The organism is Hydrococcus rivularis NIES-593, assembly GCF_001904635.1.
In the GTDB taxonomy this organism is placed as follows: Bacteria; Cyanobacteriota; Cyanobacteriia; order Cyanobacteriales; family Microcystaceae; genus Hydrococcus; species Hydrococcus rivularis.
The window spans coordinates 71,978-97,509 of sequence record NZ_MRCB01000002.1 but is presented as its reverse complement, the minus strand read 5'-3'; the positions used below and the strand labels follow the sequence as shown (position 1 = coordinate 97,509).

The 25,532-nt window shown below is 45.5% G+C and carries 26 protein-coding genes; 15 read left to right on the top strand and 11 right to left on the bottom strand.

Annotated elements, in window-relative coordinates:
• The first annotated feature begins 11 nt into the window (after positions 1-11).
• Both NIES593_RS02770 and cbiB read left to right on the top strand, forming a co-directional pair.
• Positions 12-410, top strand: coding sequence for a GFA family protein (locus tag NIES593_RS02770; RefSeq protein WP_073598133.1), 399 nt, complete (start codon positions 12-14; stop codon positions 408-410).
• A gap of 16 nt (positions 411-426) precedes the next feature.
• Positions 427-1,407 (top strand): adenosylcobinamide-phosphate synthase CbiB, encoded by a 981-nt coding sequence (gene cbiB / locus NIES593_RS02765; protein ID WP_073598132.1) that lies wholly within the window; start codon positions 427-429, stop codon positions 1,405-1,407.
• Between the two features lie 123 nt (positions 1,408-1,530).
• Here the strand turns inward: cbiB and NIES593_RS02760 are convergent, their stop codons facing one another.
• Together NIES593_RS02760 and NIES593_RS02755 are read right to left on the bottom strand one after the other, a co-directional pair.
• Positions 1,531-2,118, bottom strand: coding sequence for a ParA family protein (locus NIES593_RS02760; RefSeq protein ID WP_015144258.1), 588 nt, complete (start codon positions 2,116-2,118; stop codon positions 1,531-1,533).
• A gap of 55 nt (positions 2,119-2,173) precedes the next feature.
• Complete coding sequence (locus NIES593_RS02755; RefSeq protein ID WP_073598131.1) at positions 2,174-3,367, bottom strand: Coenzyme F420 hydrogenase/dehydrogenase, beta subunit C-terminal domain; 1,194 nt, start codon at positions 3,365-3,367, stop codon at positions 2,174-2,176.
• Positions 3,368-3,565: 198 nt separating this feature from the next.
• Here NIES593_RS02755 and NIES593_RS02750 point away from each other — a divergent pair, with 198 nt between their 5' ends.
• From NIES593_RS02750 to NIES593_RS02720, 7 genes are all read left to right on the top strand, one after another.
• Positions 3,566-4,021, top strand: coding sequence for a DUF2996 domain-containing protein (locus NIES593_RS02750; protein WP_073598130.1), 456 nt, complete (start codon positions 3,566-3,568; stop codon positions 4,019-4,021).
• Positions 4,022-4,823: 802 nt separating this feature from the next.
• Positions 4,824-5,477: a phosphoenolpyruvate carboxykinase (ATP) gene (locus NIES593_RS02745; RefSeq protein ID WP_217651792.1), complete on the top strand. Its 654-nt coding sequence runs from the start codon at positions 4,824-4,826 to the stop codon at positions 5,475-5,477.
• A 237-nt stretch (positions 5,478-5,714) separates the two neighbouring features.
• The gene (gene hoxE, locus NIES593_RS02740; RefSeq protein ID WP_175561017.1) at positions 5,715-6,263 is read left to right on the top strand and encodes a bidirectional hydrogenase complex protein HoxE; all 549 of its coding nucleotides are present in this window, start codon (positions 5,715-5,717) and stop codon (positions 6,261-6,263) included.
• A 48-nt stretch (positions 6,264-6,311) separates the two neighbouring features.
• Positions 6,312-7,931 (top strand): NADH-quinone oxidoreductase subunit NuoF, encoded by a 1,620-nt coding sequence (gene nuoF / locus NIES593_RS02735; RefSeq protein WP_073598128.1) that lies wholly within the window; start codon positions 6,312-6,314, stop codon positions 7,929-7,931.
• A 137-nt stretch (positions 7,932-8,068) separates the two neighbouring features.
• Complete coding sequence (gene hoxU / locus NIES593_RS02730) at positions 8,069-8,785, top strand: bidirectional hydrogenase complex protein HoxU (RefSeq protein WP_073598127.1); 717 nt, start codon at positions 8,069-8,071, stop codon at positions 8,783-8,785.
• A 49-nt stretch (positions 8,786-8,834) separates the two neighbouring features.
• On the top strand, positions 8,835-9,383 hold the full coding sequence (locus NIES593_RS02725; RefSeq protein ID WP_073598126.1) for an NADH-quinone oxidoreductase subunit B family protein: 549 nt from the start codon (positions 8,835-8,837) through the stop codon (positions 9,381-9,383).
• 67 nt (positions 9,384-9,450) lie between these two features.
• The gene (locus tag NIES593_RS02720) at positions 9,451-10,875 is read left to right on the top strand and encodes a Ni/Fe hydrogenase subunit alpha (RefSeq protein WP_073598125.1); all 1,425 of its coding nucleotides are present in this window, start codon (positions 9,451-9,453) and stop codon (positions 10,873-10,875) included.
• A gap of 132 nt (positions 10,876-11,007) precedes the next feature.
• On the opposite strand, the gene NIES593_RS02715 is transcribed toward NIES593_RS02720, so the two are convergent.
• From NIES593_RS02715 to NIES593_RS02705, 3 genes are all read right to left on the bottom strand, one after another.
• Entirely contained in the window at positions 11,008-11,301 is a 294-nt protein-coding gene (locus NIES593_RS02715; RefSeq protein ID WP_073598124.1) for a hypothetical protein, read from the bottom strand.
• Between the two features lie 28 nt (positions 11,302-11,329).
• Positions 11,330-12,388: an ABC transporter permease gene (locus NIES593_RS02710; RefSeq protein WP_073598123.1), complete on the bottom strand. Its 1,059-nt coding sequence runs from the start codon at positions 12,386-12,388 to the stop codon at positions 11,330-11,332.
• Between the two features lie 85 nt (positions 12,389-12,473).
• Positions 12,474-12,992, bottom strand: coding sequence for an adenine phosphoribosyltransferase (locus NIES593_RS02705; protein WP_015144273.1), 519 nt, complete (start codon positions 12,990-12,992; stop codon positions 12,474-12,476).
• 67 nt (positions 12,993-13,059) lie between these two features.
• Between NIES593_RS02705 and NIES593_RS02700 the strand changes: the two genes are divergently transcribed.
• Together NIES593_RS02700 and NIES593_RS02695 are read left to right on the top strand one after the other, a co-directional pair.
• Positions 13,060-13,689 (top strand): DUF3038 domain-containing protein, encoded by a 630-nt coding sequence (locus NIES593_RS02700; RefSeq protein WP_175561016.1) that lies wholly within the window; start codon positions 13,060-13,062, stop codon positions 13,687-13,689.
• Positions 13,686-14,351, top strand: a complete 666-nt coding sequence (locus NIES593_RS02695) for a DUF4335 domain-containing protein (protein WP_073598121.1) — start codon at positions 13,686-13,688, stop codon at positions 14,349-14,351. The genes NIES593_RS02700 and NIES593_RS02695 overlap by 4 nt, the downstream gene beginning before the upstream one ends.
• A gap of 8 nt (positions 14,352-14,359) precedes the next feature.
• On the opposite strand, the gene NIES593_RS02690 is transcribed toward NIES593_RS02695, so the two are convergent.
• Together NIES593_RS02690 and NIES593_RS02685 are read right to left on the bottom strand one after the other, a co-directional pair.
• Positions 14,360-15,313 carry an NAD(P)-dependent alcohol dehydrogenase gene (locus NIES593_RS02690; protein WP_073598340.1) on the bottom strand — a complete coding sequence of 318 codons (954 nt, stop codon included), beginning with the start codon at positions 15,311-15,313 and terminating at the stop codon, positions 14,360-14,362.
• 47 nt (positions 15,314-15,360) lie between these two features.
• Entirely contained in the window at positions 15,361-15,570 is a 210-nt protein-coding gene (locus tag NIES593_RS02685; protein WP_073598120.1) for a hypothetical protein, read from the bottom strand.
• Positions 15,571-15,740: 170 nt separating this feature from the next.
• Between NIES593_RS02685 and NIES593_RS02680 the strand changes: the two genes are divergently transcribed.
• Positions 15,741-16,520: an MBL fold metallo-hydrolase gene (locus tag NIES593_RS02680; protein ID WP_073598119.1), complete on the top strand. Its 780-nt coding sequence runs from the start codon at positions 15,741-15,743 to the stop codon at positions 16,518-16,520.
• Positions 16,521-16,571: 51 nt separating this feature from the next.
• Here the strand turns inward: NIES593_RS02680 and NIES593_RS02675 are convergent, their stop codons facing one another.
• Complete coding sequence (locus NIES593_RS02675; RefSeq protein ID WP_073598118.1) at positions 16,572-17,693, bottom strand: site-2 protease family protein; 1,122 nt, start codon at positions 17,691-17,693, stop codon at positions 16,572-16,574.
• Between the two features lie 321 nt (positions 17,694-18,014).
• Here NIES593_RS02675 and argF point away from each other — a divergent pair, with 321 nt between their 5' ends.
• Positions 18,015-18,941 (top strand): ornithine carbamoyltransferase, encoded by a 927-nt coding sequence (gene argF, locus NIES593_RS02670; RefSeq protein WP_073598117.1) that lies wholly within the window; start codon positions 18,015-18,017, stop codon positions 18,939-18,941.
• Positions 18,942-19,157: 216 nt separating this feature from the next.
• Here the strand turns inward: argF and NIES593_RS25080 are convergent, their stop codons facing one another.
• Entirely contained in the window at positions 19,158-19,289 is a 132-nt protein-coding gene (locus tag NIES593_RS25080; protein ID WP_281250698.1) for a hypothetical protein, read from the bottom strand.
• A gap of 295 nt (positions 19,290-19,584) precedes the next feature.
• On the opposite strand from NIES593_RS25080, the gene pruA reads away from it, so the two are divergent.
• Positions 19,585-22,563, top strand: a complete 2,979-nt coding sequence (gene pruA / locus NIES593_RS02665; RefSeq protein WP_073598116.1) for an L-glutamate gamma-semialdehyde dehydrogenase — start codon at positions 19,585-19,587, stop codon at positions 22,561-22,563.
• Between the two features lie 143 nt (positions 22,564-22,706).
• On the opposite strand, the gene NIES593_RS02660 is transcribed toward pruA, so the two are convergent.
• Together NIES593_RS02660 and def are read right to left on the bottom strand one after the other, a co-directional pair.
• Positions 22,707-22,904 (bottom strand): hypothetical protein, encoded by a 198-nt coding sequence (locus NIES593_RS02660; protein ID WP_073598115.1) that lies wholly within the window; start codon positions 22,902-22,904, stop codon positions 22,707-22,709.
• Positions 22,905-22,915: 11 nt separating this feature from the next.
• Positions 22,916-23,482 (bottom strand): peptide deformylase, encoded by a 567-nt coding sequence (gene def / locus NIES593_RS02655; protein ID WP_073598114.1) that lies wholly within the window; start codon positions 23,480-23,482, stop codon positions 22,916-22,918.
• 425 nt (positions 23,483-23,907) lie between these two features.
• Here def and NIES593_RS02650 point away from each other — a divergent pair, with 425 nt between their 5' ends.
• Positions 23,908-25,530: a serine/threonine-protein kinase gene (locus NIES593_RS02650; RefSeq protein WP_073598113.1), complete on the top strand. Its 1,623-nt coding sequence runs from the start codon at positions 23,908-23,910 to the stop codon at positions 25,528-25,530.
• The last annotated feature ends 2 nt before the right edge of the window (positions 25,531-25,532 follow it).

Genomic DNA, 25,532 nt, shown 5'->3' with positions numbered 1-25,532 from the left:
ATTTAATTCTCATGACAATAGTTAACGAATCCGTCACTTTTGAAGGGGGTTGTCACTGCGGTGCAGTTCGCTTTCAAGTGATTGTCGATCGTTGGGAAGCTATCGAGTGTAATTGCTCGATCTGCCGCAAAAAAGGCTTTCTTCATCTAATCGTGCCGCCGGAAAAATTTACCTTACTCAAAGGGTCTGAAGTTTTAGAGACTTACACCTTTGGTACTCATACAGCTAAACATACTTTTTGCCGGATTTGTGGCATTCATCCTTTCTATCGCCCCCGCTCCCATCCTAACTGGATTGATGTCAACGTTCGCTGTCTCGATGAAGATGTCCTAGCGAAATTTAAACTCCAGCTTTTTGACGGGGCTAATTGGGAAGAAAATATTGATAAAATTCAGAATTCTGAGGTCTGAATTTAGCTAGAAGATTGTGAGGGTCAATATCGCTGTCGTTGTCTTACTGTTGGCTGCCATTTTAGATTTTTTAGTCGCAGATCCTTGGAGATGGCTTCATCCCGTACAAGTCATGGGATGGATTATTTCTCATTTCACCCAGTTAGCGATTAACTATTTCCAAGACCGATGGCAGCGTCGCGTAGCTGGAATTATCTTAAGCACAGGATTAATTATTGGCAGCGGACTGGTGGGATGGTTAATTGTCTGGGGAGCAACTTGGATTCATCCCGCCTTAGGAATTGTAATCGAAATAATCTTATTAGCAAGTTGTTTTGCCGGTCGTAGTTTGAGAAAAGCAGCGATCGATGTTTTGCAACCATTAAGTTCTGGCGATATTAAACTAGCTCGTTCTAAATTGGGTCGATATGTCGGTCGAGATACGGCACATCTTTGTCAATCAGAAATTTTACGGGCGATATTAGAAACCGTCGCAGAAAATACCCCAGATGGCGTGACAGCTCCGCTATTTTATGCCATTATCGGTGCGTTTGTCCCCAGTTTGGGTAGCGTTCCCCTCGCCTTAGCCTATAAAGCCGTTAGTACTCTCGATTCGATGCTGGGCTATCGCCAAGAACCCTATATAGATATCGGCTGGTTTAGCGCCCAATTAGAGGATCGGCTGACATGGCTTCCCTGCCGCTTAACCGTGTTGACGCTGGCACTGCTTTCGGGCAAACCCGGCCCGGTTTTGCGAATGTGTCGTCGCGATGCAGTTAAAGATCCCAGTCCTAATTCTGGTTGGAGTGAATGCGCTTATGCGGCGATTTTGGGAGTGCAATTAGGGGGGAATAATGTCTACGGCGGGGTCGTTAAATATAAACCGTTATTGGGCGACCCCACCTATCCTATTACTTCTGAAAAAATTTACCAAGCCTTGCGATTAACTCGCTATTGCTTTCTCATTTGGTTAGCGATCGCGCTGTTTTTTCTGGTCGCGATCGATTTACTACATTGACATATTGACCTCGCTACTTTCTGTTTCGCTCGGACAGGAAATTAATGACAACAGTAGTTGTTGAGAATGATGCAAGGTCTTCCTAGACAAAGAATTTTTTCTTTTGCCATTTTTATAGACAATTTATGATAGGATTTCCCGTGCGACAGCGACATAGCTAGACCAACCCACTTGCGATCGCGGATCGGGATAGTCTTTAATAATAACCCCCCTCTCAGGCGCTCTTTCAAAGGCAACCAGATGAGGAATATCAGTCTTAAATGCGGGCAGGTGATGTTCTTTAATAAATTCTCTAGCTTCGCGTCCGCTTTTGGTGCGAGAGTCTACCTGGGTTAGAAGCACCTTAAAATTAGCCTGTAGAGATTCTAGGACCTCGACGGTTTTGACCGTGGTATCTAAATCTAAATGATTGGGAGTCGTGGGAATAATTAGCAAATCGCTTGCCGATGCTAAGTCTTTTAGATCTTCAATTTCCGGTCTGGCTTGCGTATCGATGACGATGTGAGTATATTTTTTGACTAAGCTGGTAGAACCTGCTTGAGAAGCGACGTAGAATGGCAATTTATCTTCTTTTGACCAAACTAACGCCGAACGGTTGCGATCGGCATCGATTAATAAAGTCGGGGCTTTTTGCTGAAAGTAGGCAGCTAAATGTATAGCAGTTGTTGTTTTGCCTACCCCACCTTTAAGGGCAGTAATTGCGATAATCATGGCAAGAAAGTAAGAATTTAGAAGATAGAAGTCGAAATTAGTAATGCTCTAAAATTTACTCAGGTAACTTATACTGTCCGACAATGCGCTTGGCAAATTCTGGTACGTGAGACTCCAATTTTTCTCGATAGTTCCGCTTTACATACAGATAATTGCGAGTGAAATGGGAATCGATGGAAAAGCGGGCATATTCTAATCCTTTGGGACCAATTTTTTCGATAACAACTCCCATTAATTTTGCCGCCCACATCGGCAGCGTTACTCCTTTATCATAAGCGGGAATGCTCTGTTGTACTGCCTGTTTTCTATCTCCTTTTGACATGACGGGTTGGGTATCGAGTTGCTCTCGCACTAACTCCAACATTTCTTGTCCTTTTTCGTTGCGCACGACAATCCATTGCCAGCCAAAAGGTGCGCCCATATAGCCTACAACTAAGTCGGCTAACGAGTTGACATAATCAAAGCAACTCATGCAAGAAGGGGCAAAAACGTCTTTCAATTGATTGGTTTTGAGTCCAAAAAAAGGAACTTTTTCGATCGAGCCATCTTCGTGTTTAAAATGCACTTTAAAGTCTTGCATAAATTCGTAATGCACGACGGTATTGGGAGATTTACTCGTCGTATCGAGAAATTTTTGCAAGCCAGCACGGGTTACGTTATCGACGCAGGGCGTTCCCAAAACGAAGAGTTTTTCTAGTCCCAATTCTTTTTCAACCGTCCGCAATGCTTGAATTTGGCAACCGACTCCGATGACTAGCAACCGCTTCATGCCCGATTTTTCTATTTCTTCGAGGACGGAAAGATTGGGGGAAAGGGTTGGTTTATTAACTTTGGCAGCAAGAACTTCTTCTGGAGTTTTGGCGAGGACTGGCTTGGGTTGAAATCGGTCTTCTTTGGTATTTTGAATGCAGACTACCCCTTCTACGATGCCGCGATTTAGCATTTCGCAGGCGATGGTACTGACAATCCCCGTCCATTGCGCCCCTTCGATGGGTTGCTTTTTCCTGGCTGCCATCATGTCTTGATGCACGCCGAAGTACCAGTCGTCTTGGCTATCTAAATTACGGCTGCGTCCGTGGGCTTCTGCTTCGAGTTCGGCGATTTGTTGGTTGAGAAAGGCGCAGGCTTCTTTAACGTAATGAATGTAGTAGGTATCGCACAGTCCGCATTCGCTACAGAGTTCCTTAGCGGGGCGGCGACTGTTGGGTTTGAGCGCTTTGGCTTTTTTGTGAGGTGCAACCGAGGTCATCTATATAGCGTTTGTTAACGAATTTTATGTAACAATTTTTCAGATTAAAGCAGAATCGAGACACAAAGCTAAGGAGTTTAAAGGAATGTAACGAGGTTGTATTAGTTATGAGAAAAGCCAATATCTCCAACAGCGCAAAGCTTCAGCTTGTAGGATATATTCTAGAGGGAATTAAATAGCGATCGCATCTTAAAGATTATGGCAGAAGAAACCACACCCACTCCAGAAACCAAAAAGCCTGCTGCCGCAACAAAACCAGCAGCAGCGAAAAAGCCGAAAGAACCCGCCATTGAGGATAAACCCTTTACCGAATTTATGGAGCAGCACTTCGTTCCTGCTCTCAAAGAAACCTTGGCTAAGCTAGGACTTGAGGATGCGGAGTTAAAGTTTGCTAAGGAACCGCTGCCTATAGCGGGAGCAAACGAGCAGTGCTGGCAAGTCATCGGCAAATGGCAAAACGGAAAGCGTCAGTTTAATCTTTACTTTTTAGACGAAAATATCAACGGCAAAAAAGCCTTTTCTTGCAGCACCAATGGCGCTCGCCCCAGCATTATCGAGTCGTTTATGATAGACGAGCGCAAAGCGAGCTTGGATTTACTGATCATGTATACTTTGCAGCGTCTTAACGGTCAAAAGTGGCTCACTAGAAATTAATCGGATTTGCTAATGTAAAGTTAACCCCGCCCAGTCTCTGGGATTGGGGTGTTTTTTCATTGTTGCCAGCATTGCTTGATACAAGAGGAATTGAGTGAATTCTTGGCGCTCAATCGCTGCGGTCGTAACTATTCGGATAATTTTGCGTGTAGTTGCACCGAAAATTCCAGGACAATTTTATTTACAGAATTCATTTGTTTGAGTACAAAATCGGCACGTTATACTAAAAAAAAGCAAGTTATATGCTATAGGCTAGCAGATAAAATTAACAATCTTAATCAGGCTCAACATATTACTTTCTATCAAACCAATACCTTCTGATTTATTTAATACTAACCCAGCTATAATTGTAAATTATGCGATCGATCTTGATGGTTATTGATGCGATCGCAGTACTAAAAACCTGATTTATTGCTGAATCGGGTTCGGGAAGAATGTACTCAAATACAAGTCAAAGATATCGCGAGCTTTTAACGATCGCGTCTAATTGTTTTCCAGATTATTTCCTTTTTCTTAAAATTTTTACTTGAATAAAAGATTCGATCTAGACTTGAATTGATAGAAAAAACAACAAAGTATTTCAAGACTGTAACCGAACCTTGCCAATTTTTAAGAAGACCTAAAAGTCACGCTTTTTTAATAATTTAATTAAGGCTGCATTAGGCAAGGTTAAGTCACGATCGAGCTTAAAAGTTTAGAGAGTAACGATTACCGGAGTTTGCTCAACTCAGGGTTAACTCAATATCTTCTAGAACGGAATAGAAGCAATGTTTCGAGCAAAGAACTCTTTTCTTTTGATAAGTTGTATCATCCTGAAACTTACGGATTGGAGACGCTGGGTATCAAAAATCCGGGTTGGGTCTATCGCAATATCCCCGTTGCGCAGTTGATTCAACACGCCCTCGCGCGTGGCGAAGGACGGCTAGCCAGCAATGGCGCTTTCGTTGTCGAGACGGGAAAATATACCGGGCGATCGCCACAGGACAGATATATCGTTGACGAACCCAGCACTCGCGACGAGATTCACTGGAATAACCTCAATGTTCCCCTGTACGAAGAGACTTTCGATCGCTTGTATCGGCGAGTTCTCGCCTACGTTCAGGGGCGCGATCTCTATATTTTTGATGATTTTGTCGGTGCCGATCCCAGGTATCGGTTTGGCGTTCGCGTCGTCAACGAATTTGCCTTCCAAAACCTCTTTGTTCATCAACTGTTCTTGCGACCGACGACAGACGAGCTAGCAGAGCATCAAGCAGATTTTACCGTTATTGCCGTACCGGGATTCCAAGGCGACCCAGAAGAAGATGGCATCCGCAGCGAAGGGTTTGTCATCTCTGGTTACACGAGCAAGCTAGCGGGAACAGAGCGAGGAATTACCACACCTCAAGTGACTTTCTCCGCATGTTTTGGTCAGTGTTTTTTCTCTCCCAGAAACCGTACCGGAAGTACCCAGTAAAATTCTCAATCCTAAAAATACTTAAAATACTTGGAACGATCCAGAAGCTTACGAGCAACAAGCGCGAGAATTAGCTAAAAGGTTTGTCGAGAATTTCCAAAAGTTTACTACCGCCAGTCCAGAAATTGTCCAAGCAAATCCGAAGGTTCAATAAATGCAGTGAGGCGGTTCGCGAACCGTCCTTCCTGGGAGAGCAAAGCTTGGCACCCATAAAAAAGGCAAAAGGGATTAACAACGATGCAAACCGTTACGACCGAACAAAAAGTTAAAGAATTGTCAAGTGAAAAAAAAGCCAATCCTAAGAGCGATAAACAGGCAGACAAACGCTTAAAAGCGCTAGACATCACCATGAAGCGCCACCATTATCGCCAGGATTCCTTAATTGAAGTGTTGCATAAGGCGCAGGAATCCTTTGGCTACCTAGAACCAGAGGTGCTGGAGTACGTGGCGCGACAGTTGAAATTGCCGTTGAGTCGCGTTTATGGCGTGGCAACCTTTTACCATCTCTTCTCGCTCAAACCCAGCGGCGCTCATAGCTGCGTCGTCTGCCTGGGAACGGCTTGCTACGTCAAAGGGAGCGGCAAGATCGTGGCAGCACTGGAGAAAGAACTCGGCATTAGCATTGGCGAGACCACGCCAGACGGAGAAGTCTCTCTGATGGCAGCGCGCTGTATTGGGGCATGCGGCATCGCTCCGGCAGTCGTGTTTGATGGCGCTGTTGCCGGGAAACAAGAGCCAGAAATGGTACTCGACAAAATCAAAGCTTGGCGGTCTAAAGCTTCTTAAATTCTTGCGATCGCGACTGTCTGACGCTATCAGAGGAGAACATTAATTATGGATTTGAGCGAACTATTAGAAGTAGCCAAAGCAGAACGGGAAAGACAAAAAAGCATTCGAGTACATTGCTGTACTTCGACGGGTTGTCAAGCCGCTAATTCCCTGACAGTGAAGCGGAATCTTGAAAATGCGGTAGAAGAAACGGGGTTGAGCGATCGCGTTGAAGTCATCGGTGTAGGCTGTATGGGATTTTGCGGCCGCGGACCTTTGGTGCAAATCGATCCAGAAGACACCCTCTACGAAGAAGTCACCCCAGAAGATGCCTCTAGCATCGTTGCCGCTCTCAACGAGGGAGAGGGAAAAGCAGTTAAAGGCGACTTCCAACATCCCTTTTTTGCCCGCCAAATGCGGATCGTCAGGAAACATAGCGGCAAGATCGATCCCGAACGCATCGAAGAATATATAGCGGTTGGAGGCTATCAATCTCTCTACAAAGCGCTCTACGAAATGTCCCCCCCTCAAGTGGTAGAAGAAATTAGTAAAAGCGGGCTGCGCGGGCGCGGCGGCGGCGGCTATCCTACGGGCTTGAAGTGGGCAACCGTAGCAAAAATGCCTGGGGAGCAAAAATACGTCATCTGCAACGGAGACGAAGGCGATCCTGGTGCTTTTATGGATCGCAGCGTCTTGGAAAGCGATCCCCACTTGGTATTAGAGGGAATGGCGATCGCAGGATATGCCGTCGGTGCCAACCATGGCTTTATCTACGTTCGCGCCGAATATCCCCTCGCCATCCAAAGACTGCAAAAAGCCATCCAGCAAGCCAGAAAATACGGAATTCTCGGCAGTCAAGTCTTCGATTCTCCCTTTGATTTCAAGATCGACATTCGCATCGGGGCGGGCGCGTTTGTCTGCGGCGAAGAAACTGCCCTGATCCAATCTGTAGAAGGTAAGCGAGGCAACCCAATTCCCCGTCCGCCCTATCCCGCTGAATCCGGTTTGTGGGGCTGTCCTACTCTCATTAATAACGTCGAAACCTTCGCTAACATTAGCGCCATCATCCGAGAAGGGGCAGACTGGTATGCCAGTATCGGTACCGAAAAAAGCAAAGGCACCAAAATCTTTGCCCTCACCGGGAAAATTCGCAACAACGGTCTGATCGAAGTCCCCATGGGGATTACCCTGCGGGAAATCGTCGAAGACATGGGCGGCGGCGTTCCCGATGGCGAAGTCAAAGCCGTGCAAACGGGCGGTCCTTCTGGCGGCTGTATTCCCGCCTCCTTACTCGATACGCCTGTAGACTACGACTCCCTAACCAAAGTCGGTTCGATGATGGGTTCGGGCGGCATGGTGGTCATGGATAAAAGCACCAGCATGGTAGAAGTCGCCCAATTTTATATGGAATTCTGTCGAGAAGAATCCTGTGGCAAGTGCATTCCCTGTCGGGCGGGTACGGTACAACTATACGAACTCCTCGACAAAATTCTCAAGGGACAGGCAACCATGGCCGATTTGGAAAAACTAGAAGACCTCTGTTACATGGTCAGGGATACCAGTCTGTGCGGTTTGGGGATCAGTGCCCCCAATCCAGTCTTGAGTACGCTGCGCTATTTCAAGGAAGAGTATTTAGCGTTGCTGAGTCAAGAAAGTCCGAACGGAAAAGTATTAGTAAGTCATTAGTCCGCCAAGGAATAAATTCCTTGTCTGATAATCAGAAGTTTTCAGTCCGTTTAAACTGACTTGGGTTATTAGCCCGGAAATTAATTTCCGGGCGGGTTGCGCGACTCGACAATGACAAATAAAAAAGGAGAACATTTATGGCGGTCAGAACCTTAACCATCGACGATCGACCCGTCGCTATAGAAGATGGAGCTACCATTTTAGAAGCAGCAAAAGAGGCGGGCATTCCCATTCCTACCCTTTGCCATTTAGACGGGGTTTCCGATGTGGGGGCTTGTCGGTTGTGTCTGGTAGAAATAGAAGGCACCAATAAACTCTTGCCATCTTGCGTTACGAAAGTAGCAGAAGAGATGGTAGTGCGTACCAATACCCCCAAACTGCAAGAATATCGGCGCATGGCAGTGGAATTGCTCTTTGCCGAAGGCAATCACGTTTGCTCTATTTGTATCGCTAATGGCAATTGCGAACTTCAGGACGTTGCTATTCAAGTGGGAATGGATCATACGCGCTTTCCCTATCGCTTTCCCAATCGCGGCGTTGACATCTCTCACCCGCAGTTTGGCATCGACCACAACCGTTGCATCCTCTGCACCCGCTGCGTTCGCGTCTGCGACGAAATCGAAGGGGCACACGTTTGGGATGTAGGACAACGCGGTGCAGCTGCTTACATTATTTCCGGGCTAAATCAGCCCTGGGGCGAGGTAAGCGCTTGTACCTCTTGCGGCAAGTGCGTCGATGCTTGTCCGACGGGGGCAATCTTCCGCAAAGGAACCACCACGGCAGAAAAAGAACGCGATCGCGCCAAACTCGAATTTCTGGTCAATGCCAGAGAAAAACACGAATGGACGCGATGATACTTAACTTATCAGTAACTAGCAACCAAGAACAAAGGACAAATGACCAATGACTAAAATTAAATTTGCTACAGTTTGGCTAGCGGGGTGTTCGGGCTGTCATATGTCGTTTCTCGACTTGGATGAATGGTTGCTCGAACTCGCTAACTACGTCGATGTTGTCTACAGTCCCGTCGGTTGCGACCTCAAAGAATATCCCGAAGGCGTGGATATTTGCTTAGTTGAGGGAGGCGTGGCAAACGAAGACAATTTGGAACTGATTCGCAAAGTTAGGGCGCGGACAAAAACCCTCGTTTCCTTTGGCGATTGCGCCGTTACTGCTAACGTTCCAGCAATGCGCAATATCTTGAAGGGAGCCGATCCCGTACTTCAAAGAGGCTACATAGAACTAGCCGACCTCAAGCCCCAACTCCCCCACGAACCGGGAATCGTTCCCGAATTGTTAGATAAAGTTTTACCCGTTCACGAAGTCGTCCCCGTAGATATTTTTATGCCGGGATGTCCGCCCGATGCCCCTCGCATCAAAGCAACCATCGAACCCTTATTGCGAGGAGAAAAACCCAAAATGGAGGGACGAGAAATGATTAAGTTTGGTTAATGGTTAGTAGTTGGTAGGACATTTCCCAATAACTAATAACAACTAACAACTAACTCTGGAGGAAATCATGTCTAAAACAGTAGTCATCGATCCAGTCACGCGCATAGAAGGTCACGCGAAGATTTCTATCTACTTAAACGATGCAGGCGAAGTAGACGATGCCCGCTTTCATGTCGTTGAATATCGGGGATTTGAGAAATTCTGCGAGGGAAGACCTTTCCCCGAAATGGCTGGCATTACTGCCCGCATTTGCGGCATCTGTCCGGTGAGTCACTTACTCGCTTCGGCAAAAACAGGCGATAAACTGCTGGCGGTTAAAGTTCCCCCTGCTGGAGAAAAGCTGCGGCGATTGATGAATTTGGGACAAATTACCCAATCTCATGCCCTTTCTTTTTTCCATCTCAGCAGTCCCGATTTTCTGCTGGGATGGGATAGCGATCCGGCAAAACGTAATATATTTGGTTTAATTGGCTCCGATCCGGAGTTGGCAAGGGCAGGGATTCGCTTGCGCCAGTTCGGACAGACGGTAATCGAGTTGTTGGGGGCGAGGAAAATTCATGCCGCTTGGGCGGTTCCTGGCGGGGTGCGTACTCCCCTTTCACAAGAAGGACGGGAATGGATACGCGATCGCTTGCCGGAGTCCTTTACTACCATCAGGATGGCACTCGATTTGTTTAAAAACCTACTCGATCGCTTTGTGACCGAAGTCGAAGCATTTGGCAAATTCCCTTCCCTGTATATGGGATTGGTCGGCAAAAACGGCGAATGGGATCACTATGGCGGTCATCTGCGCTTTACCGACAGCGAAGGGAATATCGTCGCCGATGGTCTTAGCGAAGATGACTATAAAGACTTTTTAGGGGAAGCCGTGGAAAACTGGTCGTATCTGAAATTCCCCTACTACAAGCCATTAGGTTATCCCGACGGCATCTATCGAGTTGGTCCTTTGGCACGACTCAACGTTTGCTCCCATTTCGGTACGCCAGAAGCGGATAAGGAATTGATAGAGTATCGCGATCGCGCTGGCGGCGTTGCCACTTCCTCATTCTTATATCACTATGCCCGCCTAGTTGAAATCTTGGGCTGTTTGGAACGAATTTCTCAACTCATCGACGATCCCGATATTACTTCCAATCGCACCCGTGCTACAGCTGGAATTAACCAACTCGAAGGTATTGGTGTTAGCGAAGCGCCCAGAGGAACGCTGTTCCACCATTATCAAATCGACGAGAACGGTTTGATTAAAAAAGTCAACCTGATTATTGCCACCGGACAAAACAACCTGGCAATGAACAAAACCGTAACTCAAATTGCTAAGCATTACATCCATGGCACAGAAATTCCTGAAGGGATGCTCAATCGAGTCGAAGCGGGAATTCGTGCCTTCGATCCTTGTTTGAGTTGTTCTACCCACGCAGTAGGTCAAATGCCGTTACAGATTCAATTGATTGGATCTGATGGAAGGGTATTAAAAGAAGTTTATCGAGATTAAGAGTTAGTAGTTAGTAGAAAAAACTACTAACTAACAATAAAGAGGAGAAAAAATCACGATCGACAAATTGGCGACGATGCAACTTTTGTTGGAGTGTACGTTAGAAAGCGAACGATGTAAGAATTCTATCGATTACTCGTAAACTAAAAACTGAATCTGGGGTTCGAGGGGATCTTGAACGAGTCCGAGTCCTTTAAAACCCCAACGCTGCATGATGCTTTTTAACTGGGTAGCCGGGATTGATTCTACTGAAAAGCGATCGCTAACGCCCGCAGCGTGAGTGTTAAGATAACTGAGCGCGTCGTAATGTTCTTTAAACAATAATAAATAGTTAGCCTCAGTAGGACTCTCGCCTGCTCTCAAACGAGCTACAAGATATTGACCGTCAATTCTAGAGCGAATCAGGTAGTGAGTTTGAGATAACATATTGGGATTTTGGATTGGTCATTAGAGCTTATTTCAGGTCTTCTAATTTAATTCGAGGATCGACTGCTTTTAGTAATAAGTCAGCTAACAAATTGCCAATGATTAGCATGGCTGCGCCCATCATCAAACTGCCCATAACTAAATAGGGATCTCTTGCCGTTACGGCTTGTAATATTAAACGTCCTAAACCGGGCCAATTAAAGAAAAATTCTGCAATAAATGCGCCGCTTAGCAAACTAGCAAATTCAAATCCGAGTAAAGTGATCAGGGGATTGATCGCATTACGTAAGGCATGAACGTAGATGACTCGATTTTCTGGCAATCCTTTAGCGCGTGCTGTTTGAATATAATCCTGTCGCAAGACATCGAGCAACTGTCCTCGCATCAGACGCTGTAATCCTGCAAAGCTAGTGATGCTGAGGGCAAGCGTTGGCAGAAGCATGTGCCAAGCGATATCGACGACTTTGCCAAAAGGGGTTAGCTCGGCGTGGTAAAGGCTGGTCATATCCCCAACGGGCAACAAAGGAGAAAGATTTTGTGCCAAAATTAAAAATAACAAAGCTGTGATAAAGCTGGGAAAGCCCTGACCTAAATAGCTAATTACTCGTAAAATTTTATCTACCCAACTGTTTTGTTTGACAGCACCAATAATTCCTAGGGGAATAGCAACCATCCAAGTCACGATAATCGATGCTATTGCGAGCAACAAAGTAGCTGGAATGCGTTCTAGAAGAAGAGAAGATACGGGGCGAAGATAGACAAAGCTCGTGCCAAAGTTGCCCGTAAAAACCCGAAACAGCCATAGCCAATATTGAACGATCGCTGGCTTATCTAAACCAAACTGTCTTTTGTATTCCTCAATAGTTTCTTGGGAAATTTTCGGATTGAGCTGCAAGGTTTCAAGAAAATTGCCAGGGGCGAGTTGCATAATCGCAAAACTGAGAACAGAAGCTAAAAATAAGGTCAAAAGTCCCTGCAATAATCTTTTGAAAACATAGCACGAGGTTTCGCTAGTTAATTGCGATCGCAATCTCAACAATCCATGATTAAATCCATTTTTGAATGAAGAAACTTTAGTAGAAGCCATAAAAATTATTCTGGTATTGGTTATTGGTTAGTTTGTTGCTTATTTGGCGCTACCATACTAACCGCTAACCACTAACTACTAATTACTAATATTGAACTAACGTAATAATAGGAACATCTGGCAATTTTTTGCGCCCTTCTAATTCGGTTAACTCGATGATAAAACTAAATCCCAAGACTTGACAGCCAATTTGTTCTAGTAAATCGGCTGTTGCTTTAGCCGTTCCGCCAGTGGCAATGAGATCGTCAACGATCAGCACTCGACTTCGACCGTCTATAGCATCTTGATGGATTTCCAAGCGATCGGTTCCATACTCTAGCTCGTATTCAACGGCATGAACCGCTGCTGGAAGCTTTCCCGGTTTGCGGACTGGAACGAATCCAGCATTGAGGGTATAGGCTAGCGGCGTTCCAAAGATAAAACCGCGAGATTCCATGCCGACGATGTAATCGGGAACCAAACCAGCGTCTTTGCACTTCTGAGTTAATGTATCGATCGCGTAGCGCAACCCCTCCGGATTGCTAAGCAGGGTCGTAATATCGCGAAAAGTAATTCCCGGCTTCGGAAAGTCAGGAATATCTCGAATGAGAGATTTGAGATCCATAATTTCACTAATTCACGAATTAATCGCTAATGACTAAAATACAATTTTCCCAATAAGCTATTCTAGGATGAGTCCTTCTACAACTATAATGTCCGATTCTAATTCTCCTGTTGATGCCAAACCGCACATTTTAAATATTCTGCCCGACTTTCCTATCATAGGGCAGCAATCTGCTATTCGCATTCAGCAAAAAATTGACCTGCTCCTCTTGGCGATCGAAGCTTTGGAATTAGGAGCGTCAGAGCAGTTTTTAGCAACGGCTAAACAGTTAGATCTTCAGGGGATTATTAAAAATCGGATCGTCCTGTGGCGCTTGCGTTGCACGAATCCTTGGCGGCGTTCTTACCTGCGCAATAGCCTTACCTTGGAGCAAGCAAAAGCACTTGTCATTATCGCTAGCTATCGAGCCAAACAACTCATCGTTCCCATCCGCAACCTACTGCTTGCCGAACAACAAATGCGAGATAAAGGATTGCCCCTAGATAACCATTTTCTCTTATCGGAGTATCTAGAACAGTTTCGTTCGCACTTTCGCAGTCGCATGAATCCCCGTCGCGCGAAGGTAGCCGTTTATCTTGGTTGGGAAGACGAATTGAACGAACTCGCCCTATCCCTACTTCATCAGCTAATATTTTTTACGGGTACGATGGGCATGCAGCGATTTTGGATTAGTTTGTTTGACGGAGAGGTAGCATGACCATTCGACGACAGTATAGTTTGCCTAACTGTACATTAATTTTAGAAGGATTGAGCAACGAGGCAGCACCTGCCGACGCAACAGATGCACGACCAATGCTATCCATTTTGGTCAATGCAGAATGTCAGTTTGTTGGCATTAACAAAAAGCTGCACGGCGGACGGACGTTTTTGGAAAATTTAGTCAAAGCGGTCAGTGCCTATGCCCAGGAGTGTCTCAGCGGAGTTCGCCACCCCCAGGACTCTCAGGAAAATGGCGATCGCATTCATTTAGAGAAAATTGAAGGAACCAATCTGCATCGCCTCACCTGGCAACCTGCAGAAGATGCCAACGAACAACCCGTCGAAATTGAATTAACGACAGTGCAGTTATTCGATCTCGTAGAAGCCGTCGATCAATTTGTTGCCGACACTCGTACCTTACCCGATATCTCGATCGAGTTAAAACCCGTATCTCGTCGCTACCGCAAACCCGACGAACCTATCGCACAAAGAGCCATTCCTGCCACATTGGGAGTCGTGGGTTTAGCGTTGACTGGGTTTATCGCTTTCTTGCTCCCCATTCCCGAAGTTCGCAAACCCGAACCCAAACCCCAAGCAAGTCCGACACAAACGACTCCGAATTCTCAGCCGTCTCCTCCTGGTAATCCTCCAACGCCATAGTTCGGCTATTAGTGATTGCTTTCTAAAGTAATGACAATCTTGCCAACTGCGCGACCGCTTTCACTATAGCGATGAGCCTCAGCTATTTCTGATAAGGGATAAGTGCGATCGATAACAGAGCGAATTTTATCGGCTTCAATTAATTTTTTTAATTCAGCCAAGTCCTTGCCACTTGCTTTGGCAAAAAATAATTTTGCTTTTTTTCCTGGAATTAAAGAAGTCAAAAAACTATTCACAAGAACGTCAGGGCTTGGCAAAAGAGCGATATAAATCCCTTGAGAAAGTAAATTATTTTTACATTCAGAAAAAGAGCGTTTGCTCACAACATCAAAAATAATGTCGTATTTTTCAGTTTCTTTCGTAAAGTCTTGTTGCGTGTAATCAATGACTCGATCTGCGCCTAAGCTTTTTACCAATTCCACGTTTTTTGTGCTGCAAACTGCCGTGACTTCTGTTTCCCATGCTTTAGCAATTTGCACCGCAAATGTCCCTACACCGCCCGATGCACCGTTAATGAGAACTTTTTGACCTCTTTTTATCTCTCCTGCATCTCGCAGGGCTTGTAGGGCAGTTGTAGCAGCAAGGGGAACGGCAGCCGCTTGTTCGTGAGTCATGTTATTTGGTTTGAGGCAAACAAACTGTTCTGCGACGGCTACATATTCAGCATAAGCCCCGCCAGGAATAGAACTGAGATAGGCATAGACTGCATCTCCGGGCTTGAATTTAGTCACTCGATCGCCAACTTCTACCACTTCTCCCGAAACGTCAAACCCTAAAATTAATGGAAATTTATAGCCTGTCAGGAATTGAAGCATACCCTGTCTGATTTTCCAATCGATGGGATTGACGCTGCTGGCATAAATTTTGATTAGCAGTCGATCGCTTTTTAGAGAAGGCTTTTCGACATCTGCGTATTGTAGGACATTAGCAGAACCGTACCGATTAATGATGATTGCTTTCATACTTTCACCTGTTGCGATCGCTCCCTCAAGTTTTCCTGGGGGCTTTTCTATACAAGTTGCCATTGTTTCTTGAGCAGCGCTAAAAAAGTGGCGTAGCCTGCCGAAAACTCGAATTTGGGCGGATCGGGAACGAGATATTCGGGAAACTCCGTATAGGGACGCCATTTTTCTGAGGGATCGTGCCGTAGATGTAGCATTCCCGCATCGGTTGCGCCGTCAGGTTTCCAAGTCATTTGACCTGGAGTGCGATCGCCCATAAAAATCTCCTTATATTCAATCTTACAACCATGTCTTAAGAGTTTTTTACATTTTGACAAATAGCTAGCTAGCTTCTGTAAGCATTTATACTTATTTTTTCTCGATTGCTTAGAGAAAAAGATTTCCGCTCAATCTTTAGAATAAATGTAGACATTTACAGGCGAAGATTATGAAGTTAACTTGGCTTGACAGTAATTCTTGGCTGATCGAACTGGCAGGAAAACGCATCCTCCTCGACCCCTGGTTAGTTGGTTCTCTAGTCTTTGGCAATCTCTCGTGGCTGTTCAAAGGGGAAAAAAACGCTTCTCGTCCCATTCCCGAAAAGATCGATTTGATTCTACTGTCCCAAGGATTAGAAGACCACGCTCACCCTCCGACACTCAAACAACTCGATCGCAATATTCCCGTCGTTGCTTCTCCCAATGCAGCTAGGGTAGTTCGAGAGCTAGGATACCTACAGGTAACGGCTTTAGCCCACGGAGAAACTTTTACCTTGGCTCACCAAATAGAAATCAAAGCCGTTCCCGGTTCTCCTATCGGACCGCAGTTAGTTGAAAATGGCTATTTGCTAAAAGATCTAGAAAACGGTCAAACAATCTATTACGAACCTCACGGCTATCATTCTCCTGCTCTTAAAGCGAATGCACCTGTCGATGTCGTTATTACCCCGATTATCGATCTAAAAATCCCGCTTCTAGGTTCGGTCATTAAGGGACAACAGAGTGCCTTGGAAGTATGTAAATGGTTGCAACCTCAAGTCATCGTGCCAACAGCAGCAGGAGGTGACATAACCTTTGAAGGATTGCTGATGTCCGTGCTTCGTGCTGAAGGAAGCGTCGAAACATTTCGTGCTTTGCTTGCCAAAAATCACCTCTCGACGCGGGCGATCGAACCAAAACCGGGCGAAGCATTTGAAGTAGAGTTAGAAAAAAGAGCTGTTAGCCTCTGATCGTTGGGTGGGTTGGGGTTTGCGAAACGCAACCCACTACCACCCAGTTCGTCAAGCTGCTTTAGCTTGGGCTTGTTGTTGCAGGAAATTAACAATTGATGTTTTCTCCAAAAGTCCAACAACAACGCCATTTTCACCGACAACCGTTAGCTGTTGTAGATTTTTTTGTTCTAGTAGTTTAACGACTTCTAATAGAGAGCGATCGGCGCTAATCATTTCCATGGCTTGTGATGGTTGAATGAGTTTGCTAACTCGAACTTCTGTCCATTTAGAAGTTGGAACTTTTTTCAGGTCATCGACGGCAATTTCTCCTAATAATTGTCCGGCTTCGTTAGTCACTAAAAACTTTTTCCACTGGTTCTGTCCAATGACATAATCATTGGCAAAGTCCCGCAGTGTTAAGATAGCAGGAACAGTTGGACTATTAGGAATGACAGCATCTTGAGCCGTGTATTGACTTAAAGTTTCTTGAATTCTAGCCGATTGAGCGGAGAAACCAGCATTTTGTAATAGAAATAAACCAATTAATAGCGTCCAAAAACTACCAAATTGGCTCAGTCCTAAGATAGATAGTCCGCCTAAAATTACAGCTAGCCAACCAAAGAATTGACCGACTCTACTGGCAAAGATAATACCTTGATTAGGGTTTCCTGTAATCTGCCAAACGATCGCTTTAAGAACGTTGCCTCCATCTAGGGGTAAGCCAGGAATTAGGTTAAATAATCCCAAGATTAAATTAATTGAAGCGAGTAAGTAAACGATCGCTTCTACAGGAGATGGCAAAGATAAGTTATTGCCAATAACTGTAAATAGACCGAACAGCAGTAAACTAACAACTGGTCCCGCGATCGCGACTAAGAATGCTTGCAGGGGACTATTCGATTCCTTCTCTAAGGTTGCCAATCCGCCAAAGAGAAATAAAGTAATCGATCTAACTTTAATTCCTTGAGCGATCGCAACGAAACTATGTCCTAGTTCGTGGAATACCACAGAAGCAAATAATAACAGTGCGGCAACAAATCCCAGAATCCAGGGCGTTATTCCTGTGAGTTGAGGAAATGATGTTAGTTGTCCCCCGTAACTCAAAGTTACTAAGCCTAGGACAAAAAACCAGGAAGGATTCACATAAAAAGGAATCCCAAATAAATTGCCGACGCGAATGTTGCCATTCATGAGATAACCTCTGAAACTTTTGAATTTTAAACCCGCCCGCAGGATGAATTCCGAAGACGGCTGAATTAGTTATTAGCTTCTGTTTCAATTGTAACGAAGTGTTAAAAGCAATTAATCTTAGCTATTTTAGTAAAAACCGTCCAAAAAAGTTCGGTTAGGTAGGAGAAGAAAGTTATTGATTTAATTTAAAAAGATTAAAAGGCAAGATTGTAAATCCAAGCTTAATTATTTCGAGCAGTTCTCTCGAATCGAGATTTAATGCTTGTATAATTAAGAGTTTCTACTACTCTATTGCCAAGAAAAAGGGTTGAGAGAAAAGAGATGGGGATTAAAGACTTAAAAAGCAGAGATATTTTAGGTATAGCAGACTTGAGCGCGGCAGAAATTAAAGATTTGTTGCAACTCGCCGCCGATTTGAAAAGTGGAAAGCGATCGCCTGTTTGTAACAAAATCTTAGGATTATTATTTTACAAAGCTTCTACTCGCACTCGCGTGTCTTTTACCGTTGCCATGCACCAACTTGGTGGTCAAGTCATCGATCTCAATCCCAACGTCACTCAAGTCGGCAGGGGCGAACCCATCTCAGACACGGCAAGGGTTTTAGATCGCTATATCGATATTTTGGCAGTGCGAACCTTCAAGCAAACCGATTTGGAAGAGTTTGCTCGCTATGCCCAGATTCCTATTATCAACGCCTTGAGCGATCTAGAGCATCCCTGTCAAATTTTGGCGGATTTATTGACGATTCAAGAGTGTTTTGGTAAGGTTTCGGGCGTTACCGCCACTTTTCTCGGCGATGGCAATAATGTCGCTCATTCCTTCATTCTCGGCGGTGCCTTAATGGGCATGAAAATTCGCGTAGCTACCCCAGAGGCACATCAACCAGAACCCGCTATTGTAGAAAAGGCAAGGCAATTGGCAGTAGACGGGGCGGAAATTATCATTACTGAAGACCCTGTTGAGGCAGTAAAAGGATCGCAAGTGGTCTATACTGACGTTTGGGCAAGTATGGGACAAGAAGCTTCAGCTGAGTCGAGAATTCCCATGTTTCAACCTTACCAAGTCAACGAAGAAATTCTCGCTCATGCGGATTCGGATGCGATCGTACTGCACTGTTTGCCTGCTCATCGAGGAGAGGAAATTACTGAAGCTGTCATTGAAGGCAAGCAATCGCGAGTATGGGATGAGGCAGAAAACCGCATGCACGTCCAAAAAGCTTTGTTAGTTAGTTTGTTGGGAATTGAATAATACTATTTGGAATTATTGGCAAGGACGAATCGCGATGCACCCCTGAAATCCCTTCTCCCACAGGGGGCGAAGAGACTTCAGGCAGATTTTTTTAGATTTAGGACGAGAAACGCGATCGCTTTAATTTTAATTGTTCTTCTATAGCAATACGAAGCTCACAACTATTGCTTTTCAAGACGCGAAGCGCCCAAAAGAGTAACAGCTCTTTTGCACTCACTACTCGATTAGAACGCTTATTCTGGTTCTATTTCTAATACCAATTTTCATAGTTTCGCGATCGACATTCTTCACCCCTCTCCCAAATAGCGAGAGGGTTTTGGGGTGAGGGCGATCGACTATCTCTGTCATTAATGAATGAAAAATGATATAACTTTAATCAAAATAGAATAAATTGTTATTGACAATAAAATTTCTTATGAAAAAAATTTACTTTAATTAACGAACGGCACTAATAATAAAGTCAATCCCGTAAATAAATATAATTTCTTAGGAATTGTCCATTTAAAATTGTCAATTTTTCGATAGCTCCAAATGCTAGAATTAATATATTTGAGCTTATTAGATTAAAACATCAAAGATCGAGCATTCTAATAACCTAGTCAGTCTTACTAAAAAGCCTCGCTCGAATTGGAGTTAATTAACTGTGGTTATCCAAGTAAATTCTAATCAAGCTTATGAAGCGAAAACTCAAGAGATCGCCAGACAGCTTTTAGCATCGACGCGGGAGAGGCGTTCTCTCTGGGCACAGGTACGCGACCAAATGCGCTGGGACGATAAACTTCTCGACTGGGCAATGAGCAATCCTGGCTTGCGGGTTCAATTATTTCGCTTCATCGACTGTTTGCCGGCTTTGCGCAGCAATGCCGAAATCGCCCGCCACATGCAACAGTACTTAGGAGAAGAATCGGTAGAACTTCCGTCGGCACTGAAAAGCATACTCAATTTTACCGATCCCAATTCTGCTCCGGCTCAATTAGCAGCTGCAACGATTAGCAAAGCAGTAGAAGCACTAGCCTTTAAGTATATTGCTGGGGAGACTGTTCCACAGGTTATTAAGACTATCGATCGCCTGCGTAGAGAAAAGATGGCATTTACCATCGACTTACTCGGAGAAGCCGTCATTACAGAGGCAGAAGCGAAAGCCTATCTGCAAGGCTATCTGGATTTGATGGAACAGCTAGCCCAGGAAGCGCAAAGATGGTCGAAAGTGCCAGAAATTGACGAAGCAGATGGAGAACCGCTCCCAAAAGTTCAAGTTTCGGTGAAATTAACAGCTTTTTACTCCCAATTCGATCCGATCGATCCACAGGGAAGTCAGGAAAAAGTCTGCGATCGCATTCGCATCCTTCTCCGTCGCGCTAAGGAATTAGGAGTAGCGGTTCACTTCGACATGGAACAATATGTCTACAAAGATTTGACCTTCGCTATCCTCAAAGAATTGTTACTCGAAGAGGAGTTTCGCACCCGTACCGATATCGGAATTACCATCCAAGCCTATTTACGCGACTCGGAACGAGATTTAAAAGATGTCATCGAATGGGCAAAAAAACGGGGCAATCCGGTAACGGTTCGCTTGGTCAAAGGGGCATACTGGGATCAAGAAACGATTAAATCCCTCCAGCGTCATTGGCAGCAGCCAGTATATAACGAGAAAGCGGCTACTGATGCAAATTTTGAGCGTTTAACCCAGTTATTGCTGGAAAATCACGAATATTTGTATGCGGCGATCGGCAGCCATAACGTGCGATCGCAGGCATTAGCCTGTGCCATTGCCGAAACTCTCAACATTCCTCGCCGCCGCTTCGAGATGCAAGTCCTCTATGGAATGGGCGATCGCTTGGCACAAGCTTTAATCAAACGCGGTCATCGAGTACGAGTCTATGCACCCTACGGAAAACTTCTTCCTGGCATGGCATACTTAATTCGCCGCCTGCTGGAGAATACGGCAAACAGTTCTTTCCTCAAACAAAGTCTGGAAGAACGCCCCGTCGAGGAGTTGATCGCCCCACCCGTCGTTAGAGACGGGGAGACAAGGAGACGAGGAGACAGAGAGACTTTCCCTGGTGCGCCCGATACGGATTATGCTAACGCCGAATTGCGCGAGGCAGCCAAACAAGCTTTAGTTAAAGTTCGCAATTCCTTGGGGAAAACCTATTTACCTTTGATTAATGGGGAATATGTCCAAACTGAGACAGCGATCGATTCGGTCAATCCGTCGAATCCTAGCGAGATTGTCGGCAAAATTGGCTTAATTTCTGTCGAACAAGCCGAAAGAGCGATAGAGGCGGCAAAAGCTGCTTTCCCCGCCTGGAAAAAGACTCCTGTTAAAGTGCGGGCAGGAATTTTGCGCAAAGCTGCTCAAATAATGGAACAACGCCGCCACGAATTGAGCGCTTGGATCTGCCTAGAAGTGGGAAAAGTCTTGCAACAAGCCGATGCGGAAGTCTCGGAAGCGATCGATTTCTGCCGCTACTATGCCAAAGAAATGGAACGGTTGGATGGCGGGCATAATTTTGACGTTGCCGGAGAAACCAATCGCTACCGCTATCAACCGCGAGGCGTTGCCGTGGTCATTTCTCCTTGGAATTTCCCCATCGCCATTGCTACGGGAATGACGGTAGCTGCATTAGTCGCTGGCAATTGTACCTTACTCAAACCCGCCGAAACTTCCTCCGTCATTGCTGCCAAAATAGCCGAAATCCTCGTAGAAGCAGGAATTCCTAAAGGAGTGTTTCAATTTGTCCCTGGCAAAGGTTCTCAAGTAGGCGCTTACATGGTGAAGCATCCCGACATTCATTTAATCGCCTTTACAGGATCGCGGGAGGTAGGCTGTCGTATCTATGCCGACGCATCTATACTGCAACCCGGACAAAAACATCTCAAACGAGTCATAGCCGAGATGGGCGGAAAAAACGCCATTATCGTCGATGAAAGTGCCGATCTCGACCAAGCAGTAGCTGGCGTGGTGCAATCGGCGTTTGGCTATAGCGGGCAAAAATGTTCGGCTTGTTCGCGGGTTATCGTTCTCGATTCCGTATACGATGCCTTTGTGGAACGGTTTGTTGAAGCCACGCGATCGCTCAATATCGGTGCGGCAGATTTACCCAGTACGCAAGTCGGTCCGGTTATCGACGCAACTGCACGCGATCGCATTCGGGACTACATTGCCAAAGGCAAACAGGAAGCCGAAGTTGTCCTAGAAATGGATTCCCCCGAAAACGGCTATTTCGTCGGTCCCACGATCTTTACCCATGTTTCTCCCACGGCAATTATTGCCCAAGAAGAGATTTTTGGGCCCGTAGTCGCACTAATACGGGTAAAAGATTTCAATGAGGCATTAAAGGTTGCTAACGGAACCGATTACGCCCTCACAGGTGGTCTATATTCTCGCACTCCCGACCATATTAAACGGGCTGGCGAGGAATTTGAAGTCGGCAACTTATATATCAACCGAACGATTACGGGCGCGATCGTTGCCAGACAGCCCTTTGGCGGGTTTAAACTCTCTGGAGTCGGTTCTAAAGCCGGAGGACCCGATTACTTACTGCAATTCCTCGAACCTCGCCATATCACCGAGAATATCCAACGTCAGGGATTTGCGCCAATTGAGGGAGCGGAATAAGTTGAACCGAATAATAAGTGGGTAACGAACTGAACGCTTGCTCGTTTTTCTGAGGGACTAGGTGCCGAGGTAAATCCGGCACTTTAAGCGCCCTCTCCCCGGCTGAAAAGATAGGGGCATTCAACAACGCTTTTCGGTAACTTTTATTTCAGATTAGCTCTCGTGTCTCGAACAGCCACCCAAAAGAACAATCCGGTTAAAGGAATGCTCGCCGCTAGAATAATTCCAGTCGCGACATTTCCTAGTTCTGGCGTTCCTGAGGACAGTTCAAAGACCGAACCCACTCCAGCGATCGCTGCAATACAAGAACCCAATAAAAATACGCCGCTTTTCGGTGTCACTGTTATTACTCCTAGTGCGAAATAGACTTAACCGCCCCAAGCGAAAAGCCTTTCTTCTTCAATTCTTCTGTCAGTGCTAAACTATTTTCAACGCGATCGACAAACAGAACCCCTTCGAGGTGATCCATTTCGTGTTGGATGACGCGAGCGAGGAATCCCGATGCTTTAAGCTTGCGAGGTCGTCCCTGTTCGTCCTTAAACGAGACTTCAACCGTTTCTGGACGAGTGACATCCATATACACGCCGGGAATGCTCAAACACCCTTCTTCAAAGTCGCACAATTCGCTTCCATAGCTAGTGATTTGCGGGTTAATTAAAACTAGAGGGGGATTGGCGGGATTATCTGGTTCGCAGTCGATGACGATTAATTGTTTGTGGATGCCGACTTGAGGAGCTGCCAAACCGACCCCGTTAGAGCTATACATGGTTTGCAGCATTTCTTTGGCGAGTTGCCGCACGCTGTCGTCTACCTTAGCAATGCGCTTGGCGGGCTGGCGCAGGACGCGATCGCCCAAATAATGAATTTTTAAAGGGGGTTTTTCTAACTTTTTTTTCTCTACAGCGATTCCTGAAGTCATGGACTGACCTATCGAGCAATAGTTATGGCTATACTTTTTTCAATTTTAACTAATATTAACAGGGATTGGCGCTTCCGGTTTTGGGGATTAGCGATCGCAAGGTTTAGCATTGACAAAAATGGCTATCTGTGGCTAAAAACTGGTGAACGATCGATTTAGATTTTCATGAATTGGGCAAAAGCATCGAGAAAAAACACTCGATGTAATAAAATAAGATTATTTATTGCAAAAACTCGACAACCCTTAGCAAGTCATTGGCAGTGACTTGACTGAGTTCGCCAAATGCGTCAAATGATAATTTTGACGTTTGAATTGTTAGTTTAAGTAAATTTCGGGGAACTCTTGATAAAGAGAGAGTATCTTAACCTTGTCAGTTGCAAGCAACGACTGAAATTCGGCACTCGATGCGATAACGGCGATCCAGAATGAGCTACTGTGTAAATCCCTCTTGTTCTCAACCGAAAAACCCCAAAAATGCTGAAGTTTGTCAAGCTTGTGGCTCTAGTCTGATCTTACGCGGACGTTACCGAGTTTTAGGGATCTTAGGCAAAGGGGGATTTGGAGCAACCTTTGTCGCAGTCGATCTCTCGCTTCCCGGCAAACCCTGGTGCGTCGTCAAACAACTGCGCCCCTCGACTGACGACCCCGCCTTATTCAAAATGGCAAAGGAGCTTTTCGAGCGAGAAGCGGAAACCTTGGGCAGAATTGGCAATCACCCGCAGGTTCCCAGATTGCTAGACTATTTTGAAGACAGGCAGCAGTTTTATTTAGTCCAAGAATACGTTAAGGGACACAACCTTCATCAAGAAGTCAAAAAGAACGGTCCCTTCAGCGAGGTAGGAGTTAGACAGTTTTTGAGCGAAGTCCTACCCATCCTACAATATATCCATACCCAACGAGTGATTCATCGGGATATTAAACCCGCTAACATCATTCGCCGCGAAGAAGATCGCCAACTCGTCTTGATCGATTTTGGGGCAGTGACTAATCAAGTCAATTCAGTGGCTAACAGTGCGTCTACTCAGACGGCTTTCACGGCATTTGCAGTAGGAACGGCAGGTTTTGCCCCGCCAGAACAGATGGCAATGCGTCCCGTTTTTGCCAGCGACATTTATGCGGTTGGCGTGACTTGTCTTTATTTACTCATTGGCAAATCTCCTAAAGATTTAGGCACCGATCCGACTACCGGAGAAATTACCTGGGAAAGATGGGTAACGGTAAGCGAGTCGTTTGCTAAGGTATTGAAAACAATGCTGGAGGTGTCTGTTCGTCACCGCTATAAAACTGCTAACGAAGTGCTACAAGCGCTCGAACTGGTTCCCTATAGCGAAAGTTTGGCGCAGAGCATGATTAATGCACCCAATTTAGAGAAAGGAACGGGCAATTCTGCTATTCTGTCCACTACACCCATCTCAAAAATAGGAACGGGCAATCGCACTCGCATCGATCGCGCTACTCGGACGAGTGCCAATCCACCTGCCCCTAATGTCCCTAATAAAGCTACGGCTGGCTCGAATTTCTCTGCCGCTCTCAACTATCAAATGTCTAGCAATTATGCCATCGACAAAAATCGATTGACTAGTCCATCAAAATCACCAGCCCCTAAGAAACCCGTACCTAAATTAGATGCTAACAGCATTGTAGAGGGTTATAAAAATGGCAGGCGAGATTTTGCTCAGCAAGAGCTGAATAACTTGAATTTAAGCAGAGCTAGCTTGCCCGGTGCGATTTTTCATCAATCCCAGTTGAACCAAGCCAATTTTCAAAGGGCAAATTTGGCGAACGCGGATTTTGGTCATGCCAATTTAACTCACGCCGATTTGCGAAATGCGAATTTGAGTCGGGCTTATTTAAGTTATGCCGATCTCGAAGGTGCCGATTTGCGAGGAGCCGATCTGAGTTTTGCCCATCTGACTTATGCCAATTTGAAAGGGGCAAACTTATGCGGGGCAAATCTTACTAATGCCAAAGTAACCGAGGAGCAACTCGTTTATGCAAAAACGAATCGCTCGACTATTATGCCAACGGGAAGAAAAGGATTTTGGTAAAC